Annotated in this window: 22 protein-coding genes, 1 tRNA gene and 1 pseudogene; 13 read left to right on the top strand and 11 right to left on the bottom strand. The window is 69.7% G+C overall.

Annotation, left to right across the window (positions count from 1 at the left end; genetic code table 11):
• Positions 1 to 80 precede the first annotated feature (80 nt).
• Positions 81 to 1001 carry a class I SAM-dependent methyltransferase gene (locus tag JK363_RS10680; RefSeq protein WP_201874213.1) on the top strand — a complete coding sequence of 307 codons (921 nt, stop codon included), beginning with the start codon at positions 81 to 83 and terminating at the stop codon, positions 999 to 1001.
• Positions 998 to 3667 carry an ATP-dependent helicase HrpB gene (gene hrpB / locus JK363_RS10675; RefSeq protein WP_372444736.1) on the top strand — a complete coding sequence of 890 codons (2670 nt, stop codon included), beginning with the start codon at positions 998 to 1000 and terminating at the stop codon, positions 3665 to 3667. The genes JK363_RS10680 and hrpB overlap by 4 nt, the downstream gene beginning before the upstream one ends.
• Before the next feature lie 46 nt (positions 3668 to 3713).
• Here the strand turns inward: hrpB and JK363_RS10670 are convergent, their stop codons facing one another.
• The 7 genes from JK363_RS10670 to polA all read right to left on the bottom strand — a co-directional run bounded on the left by JK363_RS10670 (position 3714) and on the right by polA (position 11047).
• Positions 3714 to 4091, bottom strand: coding sequence for a hypothetical protein (locus tag JK363_RS10670; protein ID WP_201874211.1), 378 nt, complete (start codon positions 4089 to 4091; stop codon positions 3714 to 3716).
• Positions 4088 to 4306: a hypothetical protein gene (locus tag JK363_RS10665; RefSeq protein ID WP_201874210.1), complete on the bottom strand. Its 219-nt coding sequence runs from the start codon at positions 4304 to 4306 to the stop codon at positions 4088 to 4090. Before JK363_RS10665 ends, JK363_RS10670 begins: the two co-directional genes overlap by 4 nt.
• A 111-nt stretch (positions 4307 to 4417) precedes the next feature.
• The gene (locus tag JK363_RS10660) at positions 4418 to 5044 is read right to left on the bottom strand and encodes a hypothetical protein (protein ID WP_201874209.1); all 627 of its coding nucleotides are present in this window, start codon (positions 5042 to 5044) and stop codon (positions 4418 to 4420) included.
• Positions 5045 to 5053: 9 nt separating this feature from the next.
• Positions 5054 to 6055, bottom strand: a complete 1002-nt coding sequence (pgfA, locus tag JK363_RS10655; protein ID WP_201874208.1) for a cell envelope lipid trafficking protein PgfA — start codon at positions 6053 to 6055, stop codon at positions 5054 to 5056.
• 15 nt (positions 6056 to 6070) lie between these two features.
• Entirely contained in the window at positions 6071 to 6205 is a 135-nt protein-coding gene (locus tag JK363_RS10650; RefSeq protein ID WP_201874206.1) for an SPW_0924 family protein, read from the bottom strand.
• A gap of 206 nt (positions 6206 to 6411) precedes the next feature.
• Positions 6412 to 8172 carry a lytic transglycosylase domain-containing protein gene (locus tag JK363_RS10645; protein ID WP_201874204.1) on the bottom strand — a complete coding sequence of 587 codons (1761 nt, stop codon included), beginning with the start codon at positions 8170 to 8172 and terminating at the stop codon, positions 6412 to 6414.
• Positions 8173 to 8308: 136 nt separating this feature from the next.
• Positions 8309 to 11047 (bottom strand): DNA polymerase I, encoded by a 2739-nt coding sequence (gene polA / locus JK363_RS10640; protein ID WP_201874202.1) that lies wholly within the window; start codon positions 11045 to 11047, stop codon positions 8309 to 8311.
• A 246-nt stretch (positions 11048 to 11293) separates the two neighbouring features.
• Between polA and JK363_RS10635 the strand changes: the two genes are divergently transcribed.
• The 8 genes from JK363_RS10635 to JK363_RS10600 all read left to right on the top strand — a co-directional run bounded on the left by JK363_RS10635 (position 11294) and on the right by JK363_RS10600 (position 21060).
• Entirely contained in the window at positions 11294 to 13591 is a 2298-nt protein-coding gene (locus JK363_RS10635; RefSeq protein WP_201874201.1) for an FdhF/YdeP family oxidoreductase, read from the top strand.
• Positions 13592 to 13652: 61 nt separating this feature from the next.
• Positions 13653 to 14168 (top strand): PaaI family thioesterase, encoded by a 516-nt coding sequence (locus JK363_RS10630; protein WP_201874199.1) that lies wholly within the window; start codon positions 13653 to 13655, stop codon positions 14166 to 14168.
• A 261-nt stretch (positions 14169 to 14429) separates the two neighbouring features.
• Positions 14430 to 15116, top strand: coding sequence for a hypothetical protein (locus JK363_RS10625; protein WP_201874198.1), 687 nt, complete (start codon positions 14430 to 14432; stop codon positions 15114 to 15116).
• A gap of 280 nt (positions 15117 to 15396) precedes the next feature.
• Entirely contained in the window at positions 15397 to 16629 is a 1233-nt protein-coding gene (locus JK363_RS10620; RefSeq protein ID WP_201874197.1) for a branched-chain amino acid ABC transporter substrate-binding protein, read from the top strand.
• A gap of 100 nt (positions 16630 to 16729) precedes the next feature.
• Positions 16730 to 17662, top strand: coding sequence for a branched-chain amino acid ABC transporter permease (locus JK363_RS10615; protein ID WP_201874196.1), 933 nt, complete (start codon positions 16730 to 16732; stop codon positions 17660 to 17662).
• Positions 17663 to 17672: 10 nt separating this feature from the next.
• The gene (locus JK363_RS10610; protein WP_201874195.1) at positions 17673 to 19415 is read left to right on the top strand and encodes a branched-chain amino acid ABC transporter permease; all 1743 of its coding nucleotides are present in this window, start codon (positions 17673 to 17675) and stop codon (positions 19413 to 19415) included.
• Positions 19416 to 19420: 5 nt separating this feature from the next.
• Entirely contained in the window at positions 19421 to 20347 is a 927-nt protein-coding gene (locus JK363_RS10605; protein ID WP_201874442.1) for an ABC transporter ATP-binding protein, read from the top strand.
• Entirely contained in the window at positions 20344 to 21060 is a 717-nt protein-coding gene (locus JK363_RS10600; RefSeq protein ID WP_201874194.1) for an ABC transporter ATP-binding protein, read from the top strand. The genes JK363_RS10605 and JK363_RS10600 overlap by 4 nt, the downstream gene beginning before the upstream one ends.
• Positions 21061 to 21142: 82 nt before the next feature.
• On the opposite strand, the gene JK363_RS10595 is transcribed toward JK363_RS10600, so the two are convergent.
• The gene (locus JK363_RS10595; protein ID WP_201874193.1) at positions 21143 to 21775 is read right to left on the bottom strand and encodes an ANTAR domain-containing response regulator; all 633 of its coding nucleotides are present in this window, start codon (positions 21773 to 21775) and stop codon (positions 21143 to 21145) included.
• A gap of 98 nt (positions 21776 to 21873) precedes the next feature.
• Between JK363_RS10595 and JK363_RS10590 the strand changes: the two genes are divergently transcribed.
• Both JK363_RS10590 and JK363_RS10585 read left to right on the top strand, forming a co-directional pair.
• Positions 21874 to 21947: transfer RNA gene (locus JK363_RS10590), tRNA-Leu, on the top strand.
• Positions 21948 to 22056: 109 nt separating this feature from the next.
• On the top strand, positions 22057 to 22827 hold the full coding sequence (locus JK363_RS10585) for a transcriptional regulator (protein ID WP_201874192.1): 771 nt from the start codon (positions 22057 to 22059) through the stop codon (positions 22825 to 22827).
• A 30-nt stretch (positions 22828 to 22857) separates the two neighbouring features.
• Here the strand turns inward: JK363_RS10585 and pyk are convergent, their stop codons facing one another.
• The 3 genes from pyk to JK363_RS10570 form a co-directional block, all read right to left on the bottom strand.
• Positions 22858 to 24288, bottom strand: a complete 1431-nt coding sequence (pyk, locus tag JK363_RS10580) for a pyruvate kinase (protein ID WP_201874191.1) — start codon at positions 24286 to 24288, stop codon at positions 22858 to 22860.
• Positions 24289 to 24433: 145 nt separating this feature from the next.
• Positions 24434 to 25129 carry an SIMPL domain-containing protein gene (locus JK363_RS10575; protein WP_201874190.1) on the bottom strand — a complete coding sequence of 232 codons (696 nt, stop codon included), beginning with the start codon at positions 25127 to 25129 and terminating at the stop codon, positions 24434 to 24436.
• A 43-nt stretch (positions 25130 to 25172) separates the two neighbouring features.
• Positions 25173 to 25631: an NUDIX hydrolase gene (locus JK363_RS10570; RefSeq protein ID WP_201874189.1), complete on the bottom strand. Its 459-nt coding sequence runs from the start codon at positions 25629 to 25631 to the stop codon at positions 25173 to 25175.
• A 68-nt stretch (positions 25632 to 25699) separates the two neighbouring features.
• On the opposite strand from JK363_RS10570, the pseudogene JK363_RS10565 reads away from it, so the two are divergent.
• A pseudogene (locus JK363_RS10565) lies at positions 25700 to 26164 on the top strand (5'-nucleotidase C-terminal domain-containing protein); the annotation flags it as partial.
• Positions 26165 to 26174 lie beyond the last annotated feature (10 nt).

Here is a 26174-nt window from a genome sequence, read left to right as displayed (position 1 = left end):
TTGCATGGTCCGTACTGCGACGCGGTCACCACCGTGCCCCGCAGCCACAGGTCGATACAGAGAGTACGACGACGCGCGCGATGGTCCAAGAACACGAGCCCAGCGGCCACCTCGGGACAGCGGCGGACGGGTCCGCGGACCGGGCCCACCAGACGGACGCGGCGGAGCCGACGGCCACCCGGCGGACCGCCGGCGACACGGAGAGCAGCCGGGCGAGCCGCGGGTGGTGGGACCGCAACGCGGACGAGTACCAGGAGGAGCACGGCGGCTTCCTCGGCGACGACCGCTTCATATGGGGCCCGGAAGGGCTCGACGAGGCCGAGGCCGGGCTGCTCGGCCCGGCGGACCGGCTCAAGGGGCTGGACGTCCTGGAGGTGGGGGCGGGCGCCGCGCAGTGCGCCCGCTGGCTGGCGGCGCAGGGCGCCCGGCCGGTCGCCCTCGACCTCTCCTACCAGCAGCTGCGGCACGCCCGGCGGATCGACGCGGAGGACCGGGCGCGGGGCGGCACGGCGGGGCGGGAGCCGGTGGTCCTCGTCCAGGCCGACGCCACGGCCCTCCCCTTCCGTGCCGGCTCCTTCGACCTGGCCTGCTCGGCCTACGGGGCGGTGCCGTTCGTCGCCGATCCGGTGCGGCTGATGCGGGAGGTCCACCGGGTGCTGCGGCCGGGGGCGCGCTGGATCTTCTCGGTGACGCATCCGATCCGCTGGGCGTTCCCCGACGAGCCGGGGCCCGAAGGGCTGTCGGTCGCCGCCTCCTACTTCGACCGCACGCCCTATGTGGAACAGGACGAACAGGGCCGCGCCGTCTATGTGGAGCACCACCGCACTCTTGGTGACCGGGTACGGGACGTGGTGGCCGCCGGTTTCCGGCTGATCGATCTCGTTGAACCGGAATGGCCCGACTGGAATCACCAGGAGTGGGGCGGCTGGTCCCCGCTGCGCGGCGGGCTCATCCCGGGCACGGCCGTCTTCGTCTGCGAGCGGGACCGGGCCGCCCGGTGACCCATCGCTCCGGCACCGCGGACGCCGACGCCGCCGACGCCGCCCTGGGGCGTCTTCCCGTACGTGAAGCCCTGCCGGCTCTGCTGCGTGCCCTCGACGAGCGGGGTGCGGCGGTGCTGTGCGCACCGCCGGGCACCGGTAAGACCACCCTGGTGCCGCTGGTGCTCGCCGGTCTGGTGGGTGACGGGCAGCCGGTGCGGCGGGTACTGGTCGCCGAGCCGCGGCGGATCGCTGCCCGCGCCGCGGCACGGCGGATGGCGTGGCTGCTGGGCGAGCGGGTCGGCGGACGGGTGGGCTTCACGGTGCGCGGGGAGCGGCAGGTGAGCCGCGAAACCGTGGTCCAGGTGGTCACCACCGGTGTACTGCTGCAACGGCTGCAACACGATCAGGAGCTGGCCGGGGTCGACGCGGTCGTCCTCGACGAATGCCATGAACGCCATCTGGACGCCGATACGGCCGCCGCCTTCCTGCTGGACGTCCGGGCGGCGCTCCGCCCGGAGCTGCGGCTGGTCGCGGCATCGGCCACCACGGACGCGGAGGGCTGGGCGCGGCTGCTCGGGGACGGCGGCGAGGGCGGGGGTGACGGGGCCACCGCGCCCGTCGTATCGGCCCCCGGTGTGTCCCACCCCGTGGAGGTCGTATGGGCGCCACCGGCCCGTCCGGTACGCCCGCCGCACGGGATGCGGGTGGACCCCGCCCTGCTGGAGCATGTCGCGTCGGTGGTGCGTCGGGCGCTGCGCGAGCGCGAAGGCGATGTGCTGTGCTTCCTGCCGGGCGTCGCGGAGATCGCGCGGGTGGCCGGGATGCTGGCCGGCCTCGACGGGGCCGAGGTGCTCCAGGTGCACGGGCGGGCCCCGGCCGCCGTCCAGGAGGCGGTGCTCGCCGGGACTGACGGCGGCCCGCGGCGGGTGGTGCTCGCGACCTCCGTCGCCGAGTCCAGCCTGACCGTGCCGGGCGTACGGGTGGTGGTGGACTGCGGGCTGGCCCGCGAACCGCGGATGGACCACGCGCGGGGCTTGAGCGCGCTGACGACCGTACGCGCCTCCCGTGCCGCCGCCCGCCAGCGCGCGGGCCGTGCGGGACGCGAGGCGCCGGGCACGGTCTACCGCTGCTGGCCGGAGGCGGAGGACGCCCGGCTGCCGCGTTTCCCGTCCCCGGAGATCGCCGGTGCGGATCTGACGGCCTTCGCGCTGCAAGCGGCGTGCTGGGGCGCCCCGGACGCATCCGGCCTCGCCCTGCTCGACCCGCCGCCCGCCGGGGCGATGACAGCCGCACGCGAGGTGCTGACCGCGATCGGCGCCGTGGACGCGGCCGGACGGGCCACCGAACGCGGCACCCGGATGGCCCGGCTGGGCCTCCACCCCCGGCTGGCGCGGGCGCTGCTGGACGGCGCGCGGGAGGTGGGCGCGCGCCGGGCGGCCGAGGTGGTGGCGCTGCTCAGCGAGGAACCGCCGCGGGAGTACGGCGACGACCTGGCGGGCGCCTGGCGCACCGCCCGCCGCGGCGGCGACCCCTACGCCTCCCGCTGGCGGCAGGAAGTCCGCCGGCTGGAACGCGCCGTGACGGCGGGCGGCACCGGCCCCGGCCCCTCGGCGGCCGCCTCGCCCGGCGCGGACGGCGACGCGAAGGACGGCGACGCGAAGGGGGACCCGGCGGCCGATCACGGGCGCCGGACCGGTGCGTGCACCCGCAGCGATGACGCGGTGGCGGGGCTGGTGGCCGCGCTGGCGTTTCCCGAGCGGGTGGCCCGGCGGCGCGGGGAGCGGGCGTATCTGATGGCGGCCGGGACAGGCGCGGAACTGAGCGAGGGGTCACGGCTCGGTGGATCGGACTGGCTCGCCGTGGCCGTCGCCGACCGGCCGGTGACCTCCGCCTCCGCGCGGGTGCGGCTCGCGGCCGTGACCGACGAGGCCACCGCGCGGGCCGCCGCCGCGGCACTGGGCTCGGACGGCGAGGAGGTGCGCTGGGCCGAGGGCGACGTTCTCGCCCGACGGGTGTCGCGGCTCGGCGCGATCGAGCTGGTGGCCCGCCCGCTGACCGCCCCCGATCCGGCGCTGGTGCGGGACGCGCTGCTGGAGGGGTTGCGCCGGGAGGGCCCGGGGCTGCTGCGCTGGTCATCGGGCGCGATATCGCTACGGCAGCGATTGGCCTTTCTGCACCGGGAGTTGGGCGCCCCCTGGCCGGACGTCTCCGACGCGGCCCTGCTGGAGCGAGCGGACGACTGGCTCGGCGTGGAGCTGGGCCGGGCGCGCAGACGGGCCGATCTGGAGCGGGTGGACGCCGGGCAGGCACTGTCCCGGCTGCTGCCGTGGGCCACGGGGGACGCGGGGCGCCTCGATGAGCTGGCGCCGGAGCGGATCGAGGTGCCGAGCGGGTCACGGGTGCGGGTCGACTACGGCGAGGGCCAGCCGGTGCTGGCGGTGAAGCTCCAGGAGTTGTTCGGCCGGCAGCAGACCCCGCGGATCGCGGGCGGACGGGTGCCGCTGCTGGTGCATCTACTGTCCCCGGCGGGACGTCCGGCGGCGGTCACCGCCGATCTGGCGTCCTTCTGGAAGGACGGCTACCGGTCCGTGCGGGCGGAGTTGCGCGGTCGGTACCCCAAGCATCCATGGCCCGAGGACCCGGCCACGGCCGAGCCCACCCGCCGCACCAACCCCCGCCGCTGAGCGGAGAGTACGCCGCATTCCGGCGGGCATCCGCGCACGCGCGGCGTCAGTCGGCCCAGCCGCGGAGGCGGCGTGCGGTTTCGCTCAGGCGGAACCGGGCGGACTTCCTTATGTCGCGGACCAGTTTGACCATGGCGCCCGGTGGCGGGGTGATCCGTTCTCCGGACTCCTCCATGTACATCTGCGCGCAGGCCGCGCCGATCGTGGCGTTGTAGTCGGAGAACGGTTCCAGGATCAGCGAGGTGTGCAGAAAGGTGGCGGCGCGGGCGGCGGCCTCCTCGTAATACGGCTCCCCCGCGAAGCGTTCGTAGCGGTGCCGTTCGGTCATACAGTGCAGCGCGCCCCAGTCCCGCACCGGTGTGTTCACCGGGGAGACCGCGACCTGGACGTTCAGCACCCAGCCGGCATCGACGTAGAGGATCACCGCATGCCTTGCGGGAACTCCCGCTCGAATTCGGGCTTGTACTCCAGGGCGAACCTCACGGCGCCCTCGACAAAACGCTGCTTCTGCCGCCGCCGCACCACGTCCTCGGTCAGTATGTCGTGTGCCAGCCGCTTGATCGCGACGCCCTTCTCCTTGGCCTCCGCGCGCAGCTCGGCCAGCTCCTGCTCGGTGAATTCAATAGTGATGCCCGGCATGGGCGGAATGCTAGCCATGCTCCTACCCTGATCACTACCGGCTTCGCTACCTCGAGCGAATGCCAGGACGGAAGTTGACGACCCGCGCACCGCCACGGCCACCCGCCCCGGTCAGCACTCCAGCCGCAGCGAGAACTGCTCCGCCGTCGGCATCGGCTCGTCCGCCGGATGCGGGCCGACCCATATCAGCGCCTGCTCGAAGGTGCTGTACGAGCCGTTGTCCACGGTCTGGCCGACCACCACCGCGTTGCCACCGCAGCGCCAGGCCGCGTAGTGCCACGCATGGCCGCCCAGGTCATGGCTGACCACCGTCTCCGGCTCCCCCAGCCGCTCCCCGAAAGCATCGACGGCGGTGCGCCACTGGCCGTCGAAGAAGGAGCGATCGGCCTCGCGGTGGAAGACCCAGGAGGGCTCCTCGTCGTAGTACTCGGCGAGCCAGTCGACATTGCCGGTGAGCCCGTCCGCCTGGAGCTCGACATCGAAGTCGTCGGGCTCGTAGTAGTAGCAGAACGGGATCAGGCATTCGGTGTCGGCCGCGTCCCCGGAGTCACCGCCGAACCACTCGGGGTAGACATAGTGCCCGGTCCCGGTGTGGTGCGAGGAGGTGCGGGATCCGTCGGGCACCCAGCCGAAGCGCCGGACGGCGGCCCCGGTGACACCCGGTTTCCATTCCAGGCGCGCCAATTCGGCGATATGACCGATGAGTTCGGGGCCGGGGACACAGGTGTTGACTGGCATGTCCCTACGCTACGAGGAGCCACTGACAACCGGCTCGGCAGCCGACGTCCCGGCCGCGGCGGCCGGTCGCGGGCGGCGGCTACGGGCCTCCAGCCACAGGGCGAGGGCGAACAGCCCGCCCCCGAGGGTGAGCAGACCCCACGGCAGATAGCTGGTCAACAGGAGGACCAGCTGCCGTTGGGAGGAGACCAGGTCCACGGTGTGCTTGATGTAGTCCTCGCGCATCTTCACATGGCCGGAGAAGACGGTCACCTTGTCCCGGTCGCCCAGCAGGGTGCCACCGCGCAGCTCCTCGCGGTGGATCTCCTCACCGTTGACGGGCGCGCCGGTGGCGGGCTCGACCCAGAACATGCGCTTGGTGGTGTACCAGCGGGAGGTTCCGGCCTTGCGGACCGCCTCGGGGGTGACGCCGTCGACGGGCATGGTCTTGGGCAGCGGCACCTTGGTCCAGGGAATGGTCTGCTCGAAGTAGTAGACCTCCAGCCCGCGGAAGGTGCGGGTGCCCTTGTAGTGGATGGGGGCGGAGGTGCGGGTCTGGGCGTCGAAATAGCGGTAGTCGCGCTTCTCGGTGAGGAACGGCCATTTGAACTCGATGCCGTCGCGACGCACCGCGTCCCCGTCGACGTGTTCACCGCCGGAGTGCACCGGGTCCTGGGAGTGGGCGTCGAAGACATAGCGCTCGGGGATCCGGGAGACCATCTTCCCGTCGGGCCCCGCGATGTAGCTCAGGGCGTCCCAGACCACCACATCGCGTCCGGTGGTCCTGCCGGTCTTCTCGGCCGCCGCCACGTTTCCGCGCAGGGTCTGCACGATGCTGACCTTGGGGACCTTGCGGGGCTTCATGGTCCCGTAGTCGATGAGGGTGGCGGGTGCGGCTTCGAGGACGGCCGTCTGGTACTCGTCGGGCGGGATCTTGGCCAGCCGGGGGAACGCGTACCAGCGCAGCAGCGGTGAGAGGGCGGCGCAGAACACGGCGAAGGCGAGCAGCACCAGGCTGGCTGTGCGGCGCATGGTGGTCCGCCTCCCTCAGGGGTGTTCGGGGACGGTGGTGAGCAGGGGCTCGGGGGAGGTTTCGCCGCTGGGGCCGCCGATGGCGCTGACGGTGAGAACGAGCGCGAGGGCGGCGGTGAGCCCGATCGCGGCGGCTGCGAGGGCACGCATGCTGGGCCTCCCGTTGTTCGGGGGGGGGTGACAAGCTTGGATCTGACGTGGTGTCAGCTCAAGGTTCGGTGCACCGTAGCAACGGGCGGCGCAGATGAGAACACAACGGCGGGAACGAGGAGCGGCGAAAACGCCGCACCGCCCCCGGGCCCGTCGGGGCCCGGGGGCGGTGCGGATGCGCTACGCGGCCTTCCGGCCGTCGGCCCTCAGGAGGCGGCGGCCTGGGTGACCGTCAGCTCGACGGTGAGTACCGCGCCGTCGGCCGTGGTCAGCCGGAGCAGATAGGTGCCCGCGTGCTCGTCGGCGAGGATCTGGGGCAGGGTGAGCTGCCCCAGGGCGTTGGTCTTCAGCCCGGTCAGGGTGCGGACCGGCTTGCCCTTCTCGTCCAGGAAGTAGGGGCCCTTGTCGTTCTCCACGGGCTTCTCGGGATCCGCGGAGATCATGGTGGCGGTGACCGGCACACCCGCCGCGACCTTGCCCTTGTAGGTGGCCTTGACGGTGAGCGGATCGGCGAACGTGCCACCGGTCTCGGCCGTGAAGGCCTTGTCGTCGATCCGGGCCAGGGCGTCGGCCTGCGGAGTGGGGCGGGCCTTGACGGTGGCCTTGAACTCGACCGGGGTCAGCTTCTTCCCCTCGACCGTGGCACGCACGGCGAAGGATCCGGTCTGCTCGCCCGCGGTGAGTTTGGGCGCGGTGGCGGTGCCGTCGGAACCGGTGGGCACCACGGCGGACTTGACCAGACCGGCGAAGCGGGCGCCCGTCTCCCCGCGGATCTCGTACCGGATCTTCGCCTTGGCCACCGGCTTGCCCTTGGCGTCCACCGCGCGGACGCGGGGCAGCGTGGCGAACTCGGTGCCCGCGGTGGCGGACAACTCCTTCGCACCGACGGAGGCGAGGGCGGTGGGCACGCTGGGCGCGGGGGTCTGGGGCGGCTTCGGCGGCTTCGGCGGCTTCGGCGAGGAGGTGCCGGGCGTCTCACCGCCGTGCGACGGAGGCTTGGGGCTGGAATCGGTTGACTTGGGGAGGGTCCGCGGATGGCCGTGCTCGTTGCCCGTGCCCTTCCCGCCGCCGTGGCCGTTGTGCGAGCCCTTGCCGCCGGCGCCCGGCCCGGAGCCGCCCGAGCGGTTGTCCGAGGGCAGCACTCCGGTGCCGTCGGGCACCTCATGGGTGCCGCGCTTGTAGTACTCCAACCACGACAGGACCGTGTTCAGGTACTCCTGCGAGTGGTTGTAGCCGAGGATCGCCTGGTGCAGATGGTGCTCGGTGGACAGGTCCCGGTCGCCCGCGCACAGGTAGTTTCCGGCGGCCAGGGCCGCGTCGTAGATGTTGTTGGGGTCGCGCTCGCCGTCGTTGTTGCCGTCCCGGCCCCAGTTGGCCCAGGTCGACGGGATGAACTGCATGGGGCCGACGGCCCGGTCATGGGTGGCGTCCCCGTCGAAGGCCCCGCCGTCGGTGTCCTTGATCATGGCGAAGCCATTGCCGTTGAGCACCGGGCCGAGGATGGGCCGGGGGGTGGTGCCCTCGGCGTCCACATTGCCGCCGCGGGCCTGACCGGACTCGACCTTGCCGATCGCGGCCAGCAGCTGCCAGGGCAGATTGCAGCCGGGGCGGGAGTCCTTGAGGGCGGCTTCCGCTCTCTTGTACGCGTCGAGGACGGTCGCGGGGATACCGGCCTCGGTCTTGGTGCCGCCGCCGGGGATACCGGGGAGATCTGCCGAGTGGCCCGGTTTGCCGGGCGTCTTCAGCGGTGGCAGATCGGTGTGGTACGACGAACCGCCGTCAATGGGGGTGTCGTCCACCGCCGGTGAATCGCTCGCCGTCTGCTCCCGATTGCGGTCCCGGTCGCCGTGGTCCGAACTGCTGGCGAATCCCGGTGCCTGCGATGCGGTGAGGGCGGCCATCGCGGCCGCCGCCACCGCCGTCGTGGCCGCCCCCTTGCGCAAACGCCGGCCGATAAGCGGTGCCATCCGTGTGTCCCTCCCGTCGGACATCATGCGCTCCCCCGCGCGTCAACCCTCGTGACACTACGGCAACTTATGGCCCGCAGCCAGCGATGTACACCGCACTTCAGGGCTTGCCCGAGCTCCTCCGGTAAGGGTTGCCTTAGTGAGCGGCCGATTCCCAGTCCGCACCGGAACCGACGGATACATCAAGCGGAGCGCGGAGTTGGAAGGCATGCGCCATCTCACGGCGCACCAGCTCCTCGACCCGCTCCCGCTCACCGGGGGCGACTTCGAGCACGATTTCGTCGTGGACCTGCAACAACATCCGCGACGAGAGTTTCTCCTGCGTCAACGCCGCGTCCACCTTGAGCATCGCGATCTTCACGATGTCGGCGGCGGTGCCCTGGATCGGGGCGTTGAGCGCCATCCGCTCGGCCATCTCGCGGCGCTGGCGGTTGTCACTGGTGAGGTCGGGCAGATAGCGGCGGCGGCCGAGCATGGTCTCGGTGTAGCCGGTGGCCCTCGCCTCCTCCACGACCCGCTGGAGGTAGTCGCGCACTCCGCCGAACCGCTCGAAGAAGTTCTCCATCAGCTTGCGGGCCTCGTCCGGGGTGATACCCAGCTGCTGGGAGAGACCGAACGCCGACAGGCCGTACGCCAGACCGTAGGACATCGCCTTGATCTTGCGGCGCATCTCCGGGTCCACCTCGGACTTGGCGACCCCGAAGACCTGGGAGGCGACGGTGGTGTGCAGGTCCTCGCCGGAGGTGAACGCCTCGATCAGGCCCTCGTCCTCGGAGAGATGGGCCATGACCCGCAGCTCGATCTGGCTGTAGTCGGCCGTCATCAGGGACTCGAAGCCCTCGCCCACCACAAAGCCGCGCCGGATGGCCCGCCCCTCGTCGGTGCGCACCGGGATGTTCTGGAGGTTGGGGTCGGTGGAGGACAGCCGTCCGGTGGCGGCCACCGTCTGGTTGAAGCTGGTGTGGATCCGGCCGCCGGGCGCGATGGTCTTGATCAGCCCCTCGACGGTGGAGCGCAGCCGGGCCTGCTCACGGTGGCGCAGCATGATCACCGGGAGCTCGTGGTCGGTCTGCGCGGCCAGCCAGGCGAGCGCGTCGGCGTCGGTGGTGTAACCGGTCTTGGTCTTCTTGGTCTTGGGCAGGCCCAGCTCACCGAAGAGCACTTCCTGGAGCTGCTTGGGCGAGCCGAGGTTGAACTCATGGCCCACCGCGGCGTGGGCCTCCTTCACGGCCTGCTGCACGGCGGCCGCGAACTGCTGCTCCATGCGGTCCAGCCAGGCGCGGTCGGCGGCGATGCCCGCGCGCTCCATCCGGGCCAGCAGCTCGGAGGTGGGCAGCTCCACATCGTGCAGCAGCCCGGCGGCGCCGACGGCCTCGAGCCGCTCGCCGAAAGCCTCGCCGAGGTCGAGGATGGTCCGCGCCTTGATCATCAGGGCGTCCTGCTCGGCCTCTTCGTCGGTGCCGAAGGCGAGCTGTCCGCTGTCCGCGGCGGCGGCCGGGGACAGCTCACGGCCCAGGTACTCCACCGACAGCGCGTCCAGCTCGAAGGAGCGGCGGCCGGGCTTGACCAGGTAGGCGGCGAGGGCGGTGTCCATGCGCACGCCCGCGACGGACCAGCCGTGCTCGGCGAAGACCCGCATGAGCCCCTTGGCGTTGTGCATCACCTTGGGGCGGCCGGTCTCGGCGAGCCAGCCGGCGAAGGCCCGCTCATCGGCCTCGTCCAGCCGCGCGGGGTCGAAGCAGACGGCCGGTCCCTCCGCGGTGGCCAGCGCGATCTCGCTGACGCTGCCGCTGCCCAGGGCCCAGCTGTCGACGGTGGCCAGACCCAGCGCCGCGCCGCCGTGGGTCTCCAGCCAGGGGGCGAGCTCGCCCGCGCCCAGCGTGACGCCGTCGACCTCGACACCGGGGCCCGCGGCCGGCGGCTCCTCCTCGGCTGCGCCGGGGTCGACGGCCATGAGGCGGTCGCGGAAGTTCTGGTGGCGGAACTCCAGGGCGTCCAGGATCACCGAGAGCGCTTCCCTGTTGTAGGGGCTGCGCTTGAGACCGTCCGGGCCGGTGCCCAGCTCCACATCCCGGACCAGCTCGGTGAGCTGCCGGTTGAGCTTGACGGCCTCGAGGTGGTCACGGAGCTTGTCGCCGACCTTCCCCTTGACCTCGTCGACCCGGTCCACCAGCTCCTGGAAGGAGCCGAACTGGTTGATCCACTTCGCCGCGGTCTTCTCACCGACGCCCGGGATACCGGGGAGGTTGTCCGACGGGTCGCCGCGCAGCGCCGCGAAGTCCGGGTACTGGGCGGGGGTGAGGCCGTACTTCTCCTGGACCTTCTCGGGCGTGAAGCGGGTCAGCTCGGAGACGCCCTTGGTCGGGTAGAGGACCGTGACATGGTCGCTGACCAGCTGGAAGGAGTCACGGTCGCCGGTGACGATCAGCACCTCGAAACCCTCGGCCTCGGCCTGGGTGGCAAGGGTGGCGATGACATCGTCGGCCTCGAAGCCGTCGACCGCGAAGCGGGTGACGCTCATGGCGTCGAGCAGCTCGCCGATCAGCTCGACCTGGCCCTTGAACTCGTCCGGAGCCTTGGAGCGGTTCGCCTTGTAGTCGGTGAACTGCTCGGAGCGCCAGGTCTTGCGCGAGACATCGAAGGCCACCGCCAGGTGCGTGGGCCGCTCATCACGGAGCGTGTTCGCCAGCATCGAGGTGAAGCCGTAGATCGCGTTGGTGGTCTGGCCGGTGGTTGTGTTGAAGTTCTCCGCCGGCAGCGCGAAGAACGCCCGGTATGCCAGGGAATGCCCGTCCAGCAGGAGCAGGCGGGGACGGTCCTCCCCCGTGCGGTCGGGCGCGGGCGCTGCGGTCTTCTTCGATGCTTTCTCTGCCACGTCCCCGATCCTGCCACGCCCCACTGACAATGCTTCCCGCCCCGGCACCGGACCAGCGGACGAGACGGCGGGCGGGACAGCGGAGAAGAAGGGGAGAAGGGGAGAAGGGGAGAAGGGGAAGAAGGGGACAGGGGGAGAAAGGATCAGGCGAGACCGCCCGGTCCCGGATGTCGGTGCCCCATGACAGGATCGGTGCCAGCAGATTCCTGCACAGGACACGCACCGCCGAGCTCACAGAGGAGCGACATGGCAGCCAAGCCGCCCACAGGCGATCCGGTCCAGGACGCGCCGGAGGTCACGCCCCCGAAGCACTCGGCCGTCGGTCTGCCCGCCGTCGGCCACTCGCTGCGTATCGCTCACCAGCAGATGGGGGTGCGCCGTACCGCGCTCACCCTCCTCCGGGTCAACCAGAAGGACGGTTTCGACTGTCCGGGTTGCGCCTGGCCGGAGCCGGAGAAGCGGCACAAGGCCGAGTTCTGTGAGAACGGCGCGAAGGCCGTCGCCGAAGAGGCCACGCTGCGCCGGGTCACCCCCGAGTTCTTCGCCGCCCACCCGGTGGCCGACCTCGCCACCCGCAGTGGTTACTGGCTCGGCCAGCAGGGGCGGCTCACCCACCCCATGTATCTGCCCGAGGGCGCCACCTCCTACGAGCCGGTCTCCTGGGACCGCGCCTTCGGCATCATCGCCGAGGAACTGGGCGCCCTGTCCTCCCCCGACGAGGCCGTCTTCTACACCTCGGGCCGCACCAGCAACGAGGCGGCCTTCCTCTACCAGCTCTTCGCCCGCGAGTTCGGCACCAACAACCTGCCTGACTGCTCGAACATGTGCCATGAGTCCTCCGGCTCGGCGCTCACCGAGACCCTCGGCGTCGGCAAGGGCAGTGTGCTGCTGGAGGACCTCTACACATCCGACCTGATCATCGTGGCCGGGCAGAACCCGGGCACCAACCATCCGCGGATGCTCGCCGCCCTGGAGAAGGCCAAGGCCAACGGCGCGAAGATCATCTCGATCAACCCGCTGCCCGAAGCGGGTCTGGAGCGGTTCAAGAACCCGCAGACCCCGCGCGGTCTCACCACCGGTGTCGCGCTCACCGATCTTTTCCTCCAGATCAGGCTCGGCGGCGACCAGGCCCTCTTCCGCCTGCTCAACCGGCTGATACTGGATACCGAGGGCGCGGTCGACGAGGAGTTCATCCACGAGCACACCCATGGCTTCGAGGAGTTCGCCGCCTCGGCCCGCGCCGCCGACTGGGACGAGACGCTGCGCGCCACCGGTCTGGACCGCGCCGAGATCGACCGCGCGCTGCGCATGGTCCTCGCCTCCAAGCGCACCATCGTCTGCTGGGCGATGGGGCTCACCCAGCACAAGCACTCGGTGCCCACCATCCGGGAAGTGGTCAACTTCCTGCTGCTGCGCGGAAACGTGGGCCGTCCCGGCGCCGGGGTGTGCCCGGTCCGCGGCCACAGCAATGTGCAGGGCGACCGCACCATGGGCATCTTCGAGCGGCCCGCCCCGGCCTTCCTGGACGCCCTGGAGCGCGAGTTCGGCTTCGCGCCGCCGCGTGAGCACGGCTTCGACGTGGTCCGCGCCATCCGCGCGCTGCGCGACGGCCAGGCCAAGGTCTTCTTCGCCATGGGCGGCAACTTCGTGGCGGCATCGCCCGACACCGAGGTCACCGAGGACGCCATGCGCACCGCGCGGCTGACCGTCCATGTCTCCACCAAGCTCAACCGCTCGCATGTGGTCACCGGTGCCCGGGCGCTGATCCTGCCCACCCTCGGCCGCACCGAGCGGGACGTCCAGGCCGGCGGTCCGCAGTTCGTCACCGTCGAGGACTCCATGGGCATGGTGCACGCCTCGCGCGGGCGCCTGGAGCCCGCGGGCCCCCAGTTGCTCTCCGAGCCCGCGATCGTCGCCCGGCTGGCCCGCCGGGTGCTGGGGCCCGGCAGCCGCACCCCCTGGGAGGAGTTCGAGAAGGACTACGCCTCGATCCGGGACCGCATCGCCGCCGTGATCCCCGGTTTCGAGGACTTCAACGCCAGGGTGAGCGACCCCTCCGGCTTCGCCCTGCCGCACGCCCCGCGCGACACCCGCACCTTCCCCACCGCCACCGGCAAGGCCAACTTCACCGCCGCCCCGGTGGAGTACCCGGAGGTGCCCGAGGGCCGTCTGCTGCTCCAGACCCTCCGCTCCCACGATCAGTACAACACCACGATCTACGGCCTGGACGACCGCTACCGCGGGATCAAGAACGGCCGCCGGGTGGTGCTGATCCACCCCGAGGACGCCCAGGAGCTGGGGCTCGCCGACGGCTCCTACGCCGATCTGATCAGCGAGTGGACCGACGGCAGCGAGCGGCGCGCCACCGGCTTCCGCGTGGTCCACTACCCGACCGCGCGCGGCTGCGCCGCCTCCTACTACCCGGAGACCAATGTCCTGGTGCCACTGGACGCCACCGCCGACACCAGCAACACCCCGGCCAGCAAGTCGGTGGTGATCCGCCTGACACCGAGCGACCCGATGGAACAGGGCGACCCGGCCTAAGCGTTTGCTCAGCCACCTGATAGGAAGAGGGCGACAACAAGCACACGAACGGAGCCGGTCCATGGGCGAGCAGTCCAGCGTGAAGTTCCCACAAGAGGTCATCGACGAGTACGCGGCGCTCGGCGTCGACCTTCCCGCGCTGTTCTCCGCCGGCCACCTCGGCACCCGCATGGGCGTGCAGATCCGGGAGGTCTCCGCCGAGCGCGTGGTGGGCACCATGCCCGTGGAGGGCAACACCCAGCCGTACGGACTGCTGCACGGCGGCGCCTCCGCGGTGCTGGCCGAGACCCTCGGCTCGATCGGCTCGATGCTCCACGGCGGCAGCGGACGGATCGCGGTCGGGGTGGACCTCAACTGCACCCATCACCGCGGGGTCCGCTCCGGTCTGGTCACCGGGGTCGCCACCCCCGTCCACCGCGGCCGCTCCACCGCCACCTACGAGATCGTGATCAGCGATGAGCAGGACCGCCGGGTGTGCACCGCCCGGCTGACCTGCCTGCTGCGCGAGGTCGACGAGGCCGGACGGTCCAAGACGATCGCCGAGGTCCAGGACGCGAAGGAGCGCGCCGCCCAGTGATGCCCTGACCGGTGGTGCGGCCCTCGTTCGCCCGAGGGCGCGCGCGACCGCACCACCGGCCGTTCGTGCGTGCACGGCCGTTGCCTCCCCCTCGGGCGCGGTCTAACGTTTTTCCATGAGGGCGTCGACCCACGTGCGCACGGTCCGTGCCGCACAGGAGTTGATCACGCGTCAGACGAAGCGGCGCCGTGCGCCCGCGAAGAGCCACGCCCGCCGCCGGAACAGCCATGCCCGCCGCCATGAGAACCGGCGGCCTCCGCGATGAGCGGCATCGGCCCGGTCGAACCGGCCGCCCCCGGCAGCGATCCGCACCCCCTGGCCCCCGTCACCGAGGCGTCCGCCGAAGGCCCTGCCCCCGAAACCCTCACCGGGCGCGCCGGTGACCCCGACTCCCCCGGCGTGTACGGGCGTTGGGCGGCGCTGCCCCGGCGCACACGCCGTATCGCCCTCGCCCTCACCGGTGTCGTCGCCGCCATCACTGTGGGCTGCTATCTCCTGCTGAACCAACCCGCTCCGTCCGCACCCCCGCCACCCCCATGGCCCGCCCAGGCCGTCGAGGTGAGCTATGCGGGCACAACTGGCCTGAGGGGTGCGGCAGACGAGGGTGTCTTCGCATTCCGGATCCGCGTCTCCGCGATCCGGAACACCGCTGTGACCGTGGACAACATCACCCAGCCGTATCCCGCGTTGACCCTCACCACCAGCCCTCGCACCCCCATCACGGTCCGGAGCGGGGCCAGTCGTCAGCTCATCGTGCGCATCTCGGTGCGGCGCTGTTCGGGGATTCCGCTCGGCGTCGAACTGCCTCCGCTCGACATCACGCTCCGTAACACTCGCGCGATACAGGACCAGACTTTTCTGTTCGGCGATGCCTACGCAAACGATCTTTCCACTGCGCTGCGTGCACACTGCTCCGCACATCGCTCGCGAGTTCCTCACACTCCTTAGCGGAACTGCAACTTCTCAGTATCCGGACCAAATATTTAGTCCCGTTTTGCCCGATTTGTTCTTTCTGTTCCGCTACACGGACACCCTTGGGTGATGCGCGTCATAACAAGACAGTCACATCATGGCCTGCACCTCTGCCCCCCGCGACATCCCACGCTTAGAGTCACAGCCAGTCACGACCCCGTCGGGTGTACGCCGCACCTGCTACGGCTAGAACAGGTCCATTCGGCGAGGACACGGCACCCCCTGAGAAGAGTGCCGGGCCAGGAAAGGATTCCTCGTGCGACACCGTTCCTTGCTCATCATGACGACCGCGATCACCGCGGGAGCCCTTACCCTCAGCGCCTGCGGGTCGCGCGACGGCAAAGACTCAAGCGGAGACAAGGGTGGCAAGACCACCGTGGTCATCGGTGTCGATGCCCCGCTGACCGGTTCGCTGTCCGCCCTCGGCCAGGGCATCAAGAACTCCGTCGACCTCGCGACGAAGATCGCCAACAAGAACAACGAGGTGGAGGGCGTGACCTTCAAGGTCAAGTCCTTCGACGACCAGGCCGTGCCGTCCTCCGGCAAGCAGAACGCCACCTCGATGGTCGACGACGAGGAGATCCTCGGCGCGGTCGGCCCGCTGAACTCGGGCGTCGCCCAGTCCATGCAGGGCGTCTTCGACAAGGCCGACCTCGCACAGGTCTCCCCGGCCAACACCAACCCGGCGCTGAGCCAGGGTGACAACTGGGCCTCGGGCAAGAAGGAGCGCCCGTTCAAGACCTACTTCCGCACCGCGACCACCGACATCATCCAGGGTCGCTTCGCCGCGCAGTACTACTACAACGACGCCAAGAAGCGGAAGGTCTTCGTCGTCGACGACAAGCAGGCGTACGGCGCCGGTCTTGCCAAGATCTTCGCCGCCGAGTTCAAGCGGCTGGGCGGCAAGGTCGTCGGCACCGACCACCTGACCGTCAAGGAGACCGACTTCACCGGTATCTCCAACAAGGTCAAGTCCACCAAGGCCGACTCGGTCTACTTCGGTGGCCAGTTCCCCGAGGGCGGTCTGCTCTCCGACCAGGTCAAGCAGGCCGGTGCGGACGTCCCGATCATGGGCGGCGACGGTATCTACGACCCCGCCTTCATCAAGGCCTCGGGCACCAGCAACGACGGTGACCTCGCGACCTCCGTGGGCTACCCGGTCGAGCAGCTGGACTCCGCCAAGACATTCGTGAAGAACTACCAGGCCCAGGGCTACAAGGACCCGTACGCGGCCTACGGCGGCTACTCCTACGACGCCGCCTGGTCGATCATCCAGGCCGTCAAGCAGGTCGCCGCGGACAACGACGGCAAGCTCCCCGACGACGCCCGCGCCAAGATCACCGAGGCGCTCGGCAAGGTCTCGTTCGACGGCGTCACCGGCAAGGTCTCCTTCGACCAGTACGGCGACACCACCAACAAGCAGCTCACCGTCTACGAGGTCAAGAAGGGTGCCTGGAAGTCCGTGAAGAGCGCCACCTTCAAGGACTGACCCGCCAACTGCCCGCTCCTTCCCCCAACGAACCGCGCGAGGGCGCACACCAGCGCCCTCGCGCGGCGTCTAATCCGACACGCTCATCGGAGGCCCTGCGGTGCACGAACTGCCGCAAACGCTGGTCAACGGCCTGACCCTCGGTGCTCTCTACGGCTTGATCGCCATCGGGTACACCATGGTCTACGGCATCGTCCAGCTCATCAACTTCGCCCATGGCGAGATCTTCATGATCGGGGGCTTCGGCGCCCTCACCATCTACATCTGGCTGCCCAGTGGCACCGCACTCTCCCTCGCGCTGCCGCTGATGCTCATCGGCGGAGTAGTCGCGTCGGTCGGCATCGCCACGGCAGCCGAACGCTTCGCCTACCGACCCCTGCGTGGCGGACCACGACTCGCACCACTCATCACCGCGATCGGCCTGTCCATCGCGTTGCAGCAGGCCGTCTGGGCGTTCTACCCGGACGCCAAGAAGCCCCGCGGCTTCCCGCAGTTCGAGGGCTCGTCCTTCGAGATCTTCAGCAATCTGCACATCCAGCGCGGCGACGCGTTCCTGCTGATAGCCGCCCCGATGTGCATGCTCGCCCTGGGCCTGTTCGTCTCCAAGAGCCGGGCCGGCCGCGCCATGCAGGCCACCGCGCAGGACCCCGACACCGCCAAGCTCATGGGCATCAACACCGACCGCATCATCGTGATGGCCTTCGCCATCGGCGGTGCGTTCGCCGCCGTCGCCGCCCTCTCCCACGGGCTCAAGTACGGCCAGATCAACTTCGAGATGGGCTTCATCGCCGGTCTCAAGGCGTTCACCGCCGCCGTCCTCGGCGGCATCGGCAACATCTACGGCGCCATGCTCGGCGGTGTGGTCCTCGGCATCGCCGAGGCCCTGGCCATCAAATTCATCCAGGACATCCCCGGGATGGACCAGCTCGGCGGCGGTGCCTGGAAGGACGTCTGGGCATTCGTCCTGCTCATCCTCGTTCTGCTGGTCAGACCACAGGGTCTGCTCGGCGAACGCGTAGCGGACCGGGCGTGAGGGAGTGACCATGAGCACCGACACCACCAAGAACACCGCCCGGAACACCGGCGCCGCCTCCCGGACCACCCTGCTGCGCGCGCTCACCGCGGCCGGCGGGCTCGCCGGGGTCTTCTCCACCTTCCTCGCCTGGACCTGGACGGCCGAGTTCCCCGGAGACCTCACCGTCTACGGCTACCCCGGCGGGCTCCAGCTCCTCACCCTCGTCCTGGCCCTGATCACCACCGCGTTCGCAGGCGCCGCCCTGGGCATCCGGGGGCTGCGCTGGCTCACTCCGGCCGGTTCCACCATGGCCCTGCGCGGAGCGGCCCTCGGCACCTTCGCCACCACCTGGTTCACGGTCATCGCCATCGCCGTCGACCTCGACGGCCTGGTCAACCTGGAGCCCGGCGGCTTCGTCGCCGCCCTGGCCACCGCGATCCCGGTCGCCACCACCTTCCTGCTGCCGGACGACACCCGGCCGATCTGCCGCCCCAAGGCGCTCCCCTCCTGGGCCGAGATCCTGATCATCGCGGGCGCCTTCGCGGTCGGTCTGTACGTCCTCAACTACGGCATCCAGACCGACGCCGACCACCCCGAGCCGTTCATCGGCTACCTCATCGCGGTGATCTTCGGTGCCCTCGCCCTGGTCAAGTCGGGACTCATCGCCCGGATCAGCGCGCTCACCACCACCCACCGCTCCACCACCCTGGTCGCGGCGCTGGTCACGGCGGTCGTCTTCCCCTTCCTCCAGGAGAAGGCCAGCTTCACCGAACTCGGCGTCAGCATCGCCATCTTCGCGACCGTCGCCCTCGGCCTGAACATCGTCGTCGGCCTGGCCGGACTCCTCGACCTCGGTTATGTCGCCTTCCTCGGCGTCGGCGCCTACACCGCGGCCCTGGTCTCCGGAGCCACCTCCTCCACCATCGGCGTCCACTTCCCGTTCTGGGCCGCCATGATCACCGGAGCCGTGGTCTCGCTGATCTTCGGCGTCGTCATCGGCGCCCCGACCCTGCGGCTGCGCGGCGACTACCTCGCCATCGTCACCCTGGGCTTCGGAGAGATCTTCCGCATCACCGTGCTCAACCTCGACGGCACCTCCGGGCCCTCGGTCACCAACGGCCCCAACGGCATCCCCAACATCCCGCCGCTGGAGATCTTCGGCTTCAACTTCGACGACGAGCACACCTTCGGGGGGCTCACACTCGACTCCAACGGCAACTACTACCTGCTGATGCTGCTCGTCACGATCCTCGTGGTGCTCGTCTTCAGCAGGGCGGGCAACTCCCGTATCGGACGGGCCTGGGTAGCCATCCGCGAGGACGAGACGGCCGCCACCGCGATGGGCATCAACGGCTTCCGCGTCAAGCTCATCGCCTTCGCCCTCGGCGCCACCCTCGCCGGTGTCGCAGGCACCGTCTGGGCCCACTTCCAGACCACCGTCGTCCCCGAGCAGTACGTCTTCGCCGGCCCCGTGCCGCCGAACTCCACCTTCCTGCTCGCCGCCGTCATCCTCGGCGGTATGGGCACCATCGGCGGTCCGCTACTGGGCGCCACCCTGCTCTTCCTGATCCCCAAGAAGCTGGAATTCCTCCAGGACTACCAGCTCCTCGCCTTCGGTATCGCGCTGATCCTGCTGATGCGCTTCCGCCCCGAAGGAATCATCCCCAACCGGCGGCAGCAGCTCGAATACCACGAGACCGGCCAGCTCGACGTGCCCGACGACACCGGACTCCCGAACAGCGCCGTCGGCGTCACCAAGGCGGAGGCGTGACCGAGATGACGACCATCACCACGACCAACCCCGTGCTCACCGCCACCGGCGTCACCATGCGCTTCGGCGGACTCACGGCCGTACGCTCGGTCGACCTCGCCGTCCACCCCGGCGAGATCGTCGGCCTCATCGGCCCCAACGGCGCGGGCAAGACCACCTTCTTCAACTGCCTCACCGGCCTGTACGTGCCCACCGAAGGCACCGTGTCCTACAAGGGATCCGTGCTGCCGCCCAAGCCCCATCTGGTCACCCAGGCCGGTGTCGCCCGCACCTTCCAGAACATCCGGCTCTTCGCCAATATGACGGTGCTGGAGAACGTCCTCGTCGGCCGCCACACCCGCACCAGGGAGGGCCTGTGGTCCGCCCTGCTGCGCGGCCCCGGCTTCAAGCGCGCCGAGGCCGCGTCCAAGGAACGGGCCATGGAACTCCTGGAGTTCACCGGCCTCGCCGACAAGGCCGACCACCTCTCCCGCAACCTCCCCTACGGTGAACAGCGCAAGCTGGAGATCGCCCGGGCCCTCGCCAGCGACCCCGGGCTGCTCCTCCTCGACGAGCCCACCGCGGGGATGAACCCGCAGGAGACCCGGGCCACCGAGGAACTGGTCTTCGCCATCCGGGACAAGGGCACAGCCGTACTCGTCATCGAGCACGACATGCGCTTCATCTTCAACCTCTGCGACCGGGTCGCCGTGCTCGTCCAGGGCCAGAAGCTCGTCGAGGGCACCTCGGACGTCGTCCAGAGCGACGAACGCGTGGTCGCCGCCTACCTCGGTACGCCCTTCGAGGGCGACCCGGGCGAGGCGGAGGCCGCCGAGGTCGAGGCCGCGGAGGCCGGAGCCGCCGGGGCCACCGGTGGGGCGGGCCTGACGAACACAACGGGCGCCACCGGGGACGCGGGGGGCACCACAGCACGTACGGAGGACGAACAGTGACCGCACTGCTCGAGGTCGAAGACCTGCGGGTCGCCTACGGCAAGATCGAAGCCGTCAAGGGCATCTCGTTCAGCGTCGAGGCCGGCCAGGTCGTCACCCTCATCGGCACCAACGGCGCCGGTAAGACGACCACCCTGCGCACCCTGTCCGGCCTCCTGGAACCCCTCGGCGGCTCCATCCGCTTCGACGGCAAGCCGCTCAAGGGCGTCCCCGCCCACAAGATCGTCGCGCTGGGCCTGGCCCACTCGCCCGAGGGACGGCATATCTTCCCCCGGCTGACGATCGCCGAGAACCTCCAGCTCGGAGCGTTTCTCCGGAAGGACACGGACGGGATCGCCGCCGATATCCAGAAGGCGTACGACCTCTTCCCCATCCTCGGCGAACGCCGCGCCCAGGCGGCGGGCACCCTCTCCGGCGGTGAGCAGCAGATGCTCGCCATGGGCCGCGCGCTGATGTCCCGCCCCAAGCTGCTGATGCTCGACGAGCCCTCGATGGGGCTCTCGCCGATCATGATGCAGAAGATCATGCAGACGATCGCCGAGCTGAAGGCGCAGGGCACCACCATCCTGCTGGTGGAGCAGAACGCCCAGGCGGCACTGTCACTGGCCGATCAGGGCCATGTGATGGAGATCGGCAAGATCGTGCTGTCGGGGACCGGGGAGTCGCTGCTGCACGACGAGTCGGTGCGGAAGGCGTACCTCGGCGAGGACTGAGCCCCGCGACAGAGATCACGACAGAGATAAGGAGAGGCCCGCACCGCGGCAGGCGGTGCGGGCCTCTCCCGTGCACATCCCTCTACTCCTTGGCCTTCTTCTCCTCCGCGTCCTCGATGACGGCCTCGGCCACCTGCTGCATCGACAGCCGGCGGTCCATCGAGGTCTTCTGGATCCAGCGGAACGCGGCGGGCTCGGTCAGCCCGTACTGGGTCTGAAGGATGCTCTTGGCCCGGTCCACCAGCTTGCGGGTCTCCAACCGCTGGGAGAGATCGGCGACCTCCTGCTCCAGCGTCTTCAACTCGGTGAAGCGGGAGACGGCCATCTCGATGGCGGGCACCACATCGCTCTTGCTGAACGGCTTCACCAGATACGCCATCGCCCCGGCGTCCCGCGCCCGCTCCACCAGCTCACGCTGGGAGAAGGCGGTGAGCATCAGCACGGGCGCGATCCGCTCACCCGCGATCCGCTCGGCGGCGGAGATCCCGTCCAGCACGGGCATCTTCACATCGAGGATGACGAGGTCGGGGTGGTGCTCCAAGGCGAGCGCGACGGCCGTCTCACCATCGCCCGCCTCGCCGACGACGGAGTACCCCTCCTCCTCGAGCATCTCCTTGAGGTCGAGGCGGATCAGCGCCTCGTCCTCGGCGATGACGACGCGGGTGGTGTGCGGGGGAACGTGCGACTGAGCGTCGGGGGCGTCAGCGGTGGTCACCGTGCTCCTCGTTTCCTGACAGGTGGGGCACCACGAGCCTACCGATGTCCTGTATCTTTGACGCACGGAGGGGTTAGACTAACCTTCGGAACGCAGGGGCTCCGGTAGTCCAATCGGCAGAGACGATACCCTCAAAAGGTATTCAGTGTGGGTTCGAATCCCACCCGGGGCACTTTTCCTTCGATCTCAAGGTCGCCGGAGAATCGGAAGCTTTCACTCAATGAAGTGACCAACCCTTCGAATGCGAGCACGTGGACCGCTCAGCGACCAGGCTCGCAACCATGTACGACCTGGAAACGCGCAAGCGAGCCCTCACTCTCGTCGCCCAAGGCCGCAGCCTCAACGCTGTGAGCAAGCAGACGGGCATATCCCGATGGGCAATTCGCGCATGGCAGACCCGGATTGAGCCTGCTACCCGTACGACCGAGTGCCCCAGATGCACGCCCGAACCGCGGCCGCCGGAAGACACCGCTGCCTACGCGTACTTGCTCGCCTTCTACCTCGGCGACGGGTGTATCAGCCGCCTCAAGAACGGTGCGTACTTCTTGCGCATCGCGTGTTCGGATGCCTGGCCGGGCCTCATCGATTCCTGCGCGGACGCCGTACGAAGTGTGCGCCCCGACAACAGGGTGTGCCGCGTGCGGCGCCAGGGGTGCGTCATGGTGACCAGCTACAGCAAGCACTGGCCGTGTCTGTTCCCGCAGCACGGTCCCGGCAAGAAGCACGACCGCATCATCGCCCTCGAACCCTGGCAGCAGCAGATCGTGGACGTTCACCCCTGGGAGTTCATCCGCGGGCTCTTCCACTCCGACGGATGCCGGATCACCAACTGGACCACCCGCATCGTCGCGGGCGAGCGCAAGCGCTATGAGTATCCGCGCTACTTCTTCACCAACAAGTCCGACGACATCCGCAAGCTATGCTCCGACACCCTCACCAAGGTCGGCATCGAGTGGACGACGCTGGCGCGTGGCAGCGACCCGTTCAATATCTCCGTCGCCCGCCGCGCCTCCGTCGCCCTCATGGACGCCCATGTCGGGCCGAAGTGCTGAGCCCAGCACTCCGGCCCCGGAAGCGCGGGGCTAGCGCAGATCGTCCGCCCCGATGTAGTGGGCGCGGACCAGGTTGGTGGAGCCGGAGACGCCGGGCGGGGAGCCGGCGGTGATGATGACGAGGTCGCCCTTCTTGCAGCGGCCGAGGCGCAGCAGTTCCTCGTCGACCTGGGCCACCATCGAGTCCGTGGAGTCGACTCTCGGGCCGAGGAACGTCTCGACGCCCCAGGTGAGGTTGAGCTGGGAGCGGGTGTTCGGCTCCGGGGTGAAGGCGAGGAGGGGGATCGGGGAGCGGTAACGGGAGAGGCGGCGGACGGTGTCGCCGGACTGGGTGAAGGCGACCAGGAACTTGGCGTCGAGGAAGTCGCCCATCTCGGCCGCCGCGCGGGCCACCGCGCCACCCTGTGTGCGGGGCTTGTTGCGCTCGGTGAGCGGGGGGAGGCCCTTGGCGAGGATGTCCTCCTCGGCGGCGGCGACGATCCGGCCCATCGTCTTGACCGTGGCGATCGGGTACTTCCCGACGCTGGTCTCGCCGGAGAGCATCACCGCGTCGGTGCCGTCGATCACCGCGTTGGCCACATCGGACGCCTCGGCGCGGGTGGGGCGGGAGTTGTCGATCATCGAGTCCAGCATCTGGGTCGCGACGATCACGGGCTTGGCGTTCCGCTTCGCCAGCTTGATCGCGCGCTTCTGGACGATCGGCACCTGCTCCAGCGGCATTTCGACGCCGAGGTCGCCGCGGGCGACCATGATGCCGTCGAAGGCGTCGACGATCCCGTCCAGGTTCTCGACCGCCTGCGGCTTCTCGATCTTGGCGATGACCGGGAGGCGGCAGTCCTCCTCCTCCATCACCCGGTGCACATCGATGACGTCCTTCTCATTGCGGACGAAGGACAGGGCGATGATGTCGGCGCCGGTGCGCAGCGCCCAGCGGAGGTCCTCGATGTCCTTCCGGGAGAGGGCGGGGACGGAGACGGCGACTCCGGGCAGATTGAGGCCCTTGTGGTCGGAGACCATGCCGCCTTCGATGACGATCGTGTGCACGCGCGGGCCGTCGACGTCGACGACCTCCAGGGTGACGCGGCCGTCGTCGACGAGGATCCGCTCGCCCCTGCTGACGTCGGCGGCCAGTCCCTCGTAGGTGGTACCGCAGCGGTGCTGGTCGCCCTCGATCGGTTCGACGGTGATGGTGAACTCATCGCCGCGTTCAAGCAGTACGGGACCTTCGCGGAATCGGCCGAGGCGAATCTTCGGGCCTTGAAGGTCGGCGAGGATGCCGACACTGCGGCCGGTATCCAGCGAGGCTTTCCGCACTCGCCGGTACCGCTCCTCGTGCTCGGCGTAGGTGCCGTGGCTGAGGTTGAAGCGGGCCACGTCCATTCCGGCCTCGACGAGTGCCTTGATCTGCTCGTACGAGTCGGTGGCGGGTCCCAAGGTACAGACGATTTTTGCTCGGCGCATGTCTTTGAGCCTATGACTTACCCGTGAGTAAAGGATCGGGAAGTCCATACTCCTCCATGGCAATTGCATGGCAGGTTATTGACAACTAATGAAACGTGCGGGGCCATGCTCCGATGAGCGTTTTTCCGGGGTGTTCCGGGGTGTTTCAGAGTTCGGGGCGGGTCATGGTGAAGCGCGCGTTGACATGCGCGTATACGGTCTGGCGCTCCGGTTCCAGGTCCAGGGCGGGTGCGTGCTCGGCGCCGCCGTAGCCGGAGCGGGAGCGCGGGGAGGCCACCGCGACCGGTGTCATCGGCGCGGCCTCCACTTCGACATCGGCCAGCTCGACCAGGGCGACGAGTGAGGCACCCAGTGCCTCGGCGTACTCGCGGGCACGCCGTACCGCCTGCCGCACGGCTTCCTGGCGGGCGTCGCGGTGTGTGGGGGAGTCGGGGCGCAGCGCCCAGCGGGGGCCGTTGACGGTGGTGAGTTCGGCGTCGCCCAGCCGGGTGGTGAGTTCGCCGAGCACGGTGAAGTCGGTGATCGTCACGGTGAGGTGGACCCGGCCGTGGTAGGCGCGGACGCGCTCGTGGCGACCCTTGGCGGTGAGCTCGGGGGTGATGGTGAAGGCGCCGGTCTCCAGTGCGTCGATGGCGTCGCCGTAGGACTTCACCAGCTCGAGGATGTGTGTGTTGCGGCGGGTGAGGTCCTCCAGCGCGGCCCGCCGGTCGGAGCCGCGGGCGGCGACGGTGATGCCGAGGTGGGCGATCTCGGGGTCGGCCTCGAGCCGTGCCTCGCCGCGGACGGCCAGGCGCGGGGTGTCGGGGGTGCCGTAGGGGACGGGGGCTGCGGGCTGGTCCATGGATGCTCCCTGAGGAAGAGACGGAAGGGCGGGAAGGAAGGGCTCAGGCGGGCGGGGTGGTGAGCCGTCCCTGCGGCGGGCGTTCGGCGTTCAGGGACAGCGCGGTGTCCACCAGCGGCACCCGGTCCAGGCCGGGCACCCGGTCCAGTGCGATCCACGCCGCCCGGTCGGTCGAACCGCCGGTCTCATGGCGCAGTTCCCCACCGGTGACCCGGGCCGCGTAGAGGACGCGCACCCCGTGGAAGTCGGCCTCGCGGCCGAGCCGTCGGGGGGTGCGGTCGCGGACGGTGTCGATACCGAGCAGCCGCTCGATCTCCACCGTATAGCCGGTTTCCTCCTCGACCTCGCGGTGGACGGCGTCATAGGGGTCCTCGCCGTGGTGGAGTCCTCCGCCGGGCATCGTCCACCGCTTGCCGTCGGGGCCGAGCCATCGGGCGAGGAGGACCTTTCCGTCGTCGACACAGACGGCGTACGCCGCGACCCGCAGATGTCGGTTGGCCATTCCCCCAGCATGCCGGAAGCAATCCGATCGCAACCTGTCAAGGCTGTTGCGCGATGGGCGGGTTGGGCCATCCGTTCGAGAACACCCTCGAGGCACGGGTGCTGACGGGTGCCCAGCTGAAGGAGTATCTGGAGTTCTCGGCGCGTTACTACGTGCAGACCCCGGCCGGTGGTGAGGTGGATCCGGCGAAGCTGACGAACGCGGGGAACACCCCGGACTACAACTACGACGTGGTCAGCGGGGTCGCTTACGAGATCGACATCGCCAAGGCACCGGGCGCGCGGATTGCACAGCTGACCTTCGACGGCGAGCCGGTGGACGACGCGGCCCGGTTTGTGCTGGCGGTGAACAACTACCGTGCCAGTGGCGGCGGCAACTTCCCGCATGTGGCCAAGGCCAAGCAGGTGTGGGCGAACTCGGATGAGATCCGGAACACGATCATCTCGTGGGTGAAGGCGCAGGGGACGATCGATGTGGCGCGGTTCGCTTCGGTGGACTGGAAACTCACGCGCGAGGGCACCCCGGTGTTCTGAACAATGAGCG

Source organism: Streptomyces coffeae, from assembly GCF_016741875.1.
Taxonomy (GTDB): Bacteria; Actinomycetota; Actinomycetes; order Streptomycetales; family Streptomycetaceae; genus Streptomyces; species Streptomyces coffeae.
The sequence above is the reverse complement of the archived record's forward strand: the minus strand, read 5'-3'. Positions and strand labels throughout refer to the sequence as shown.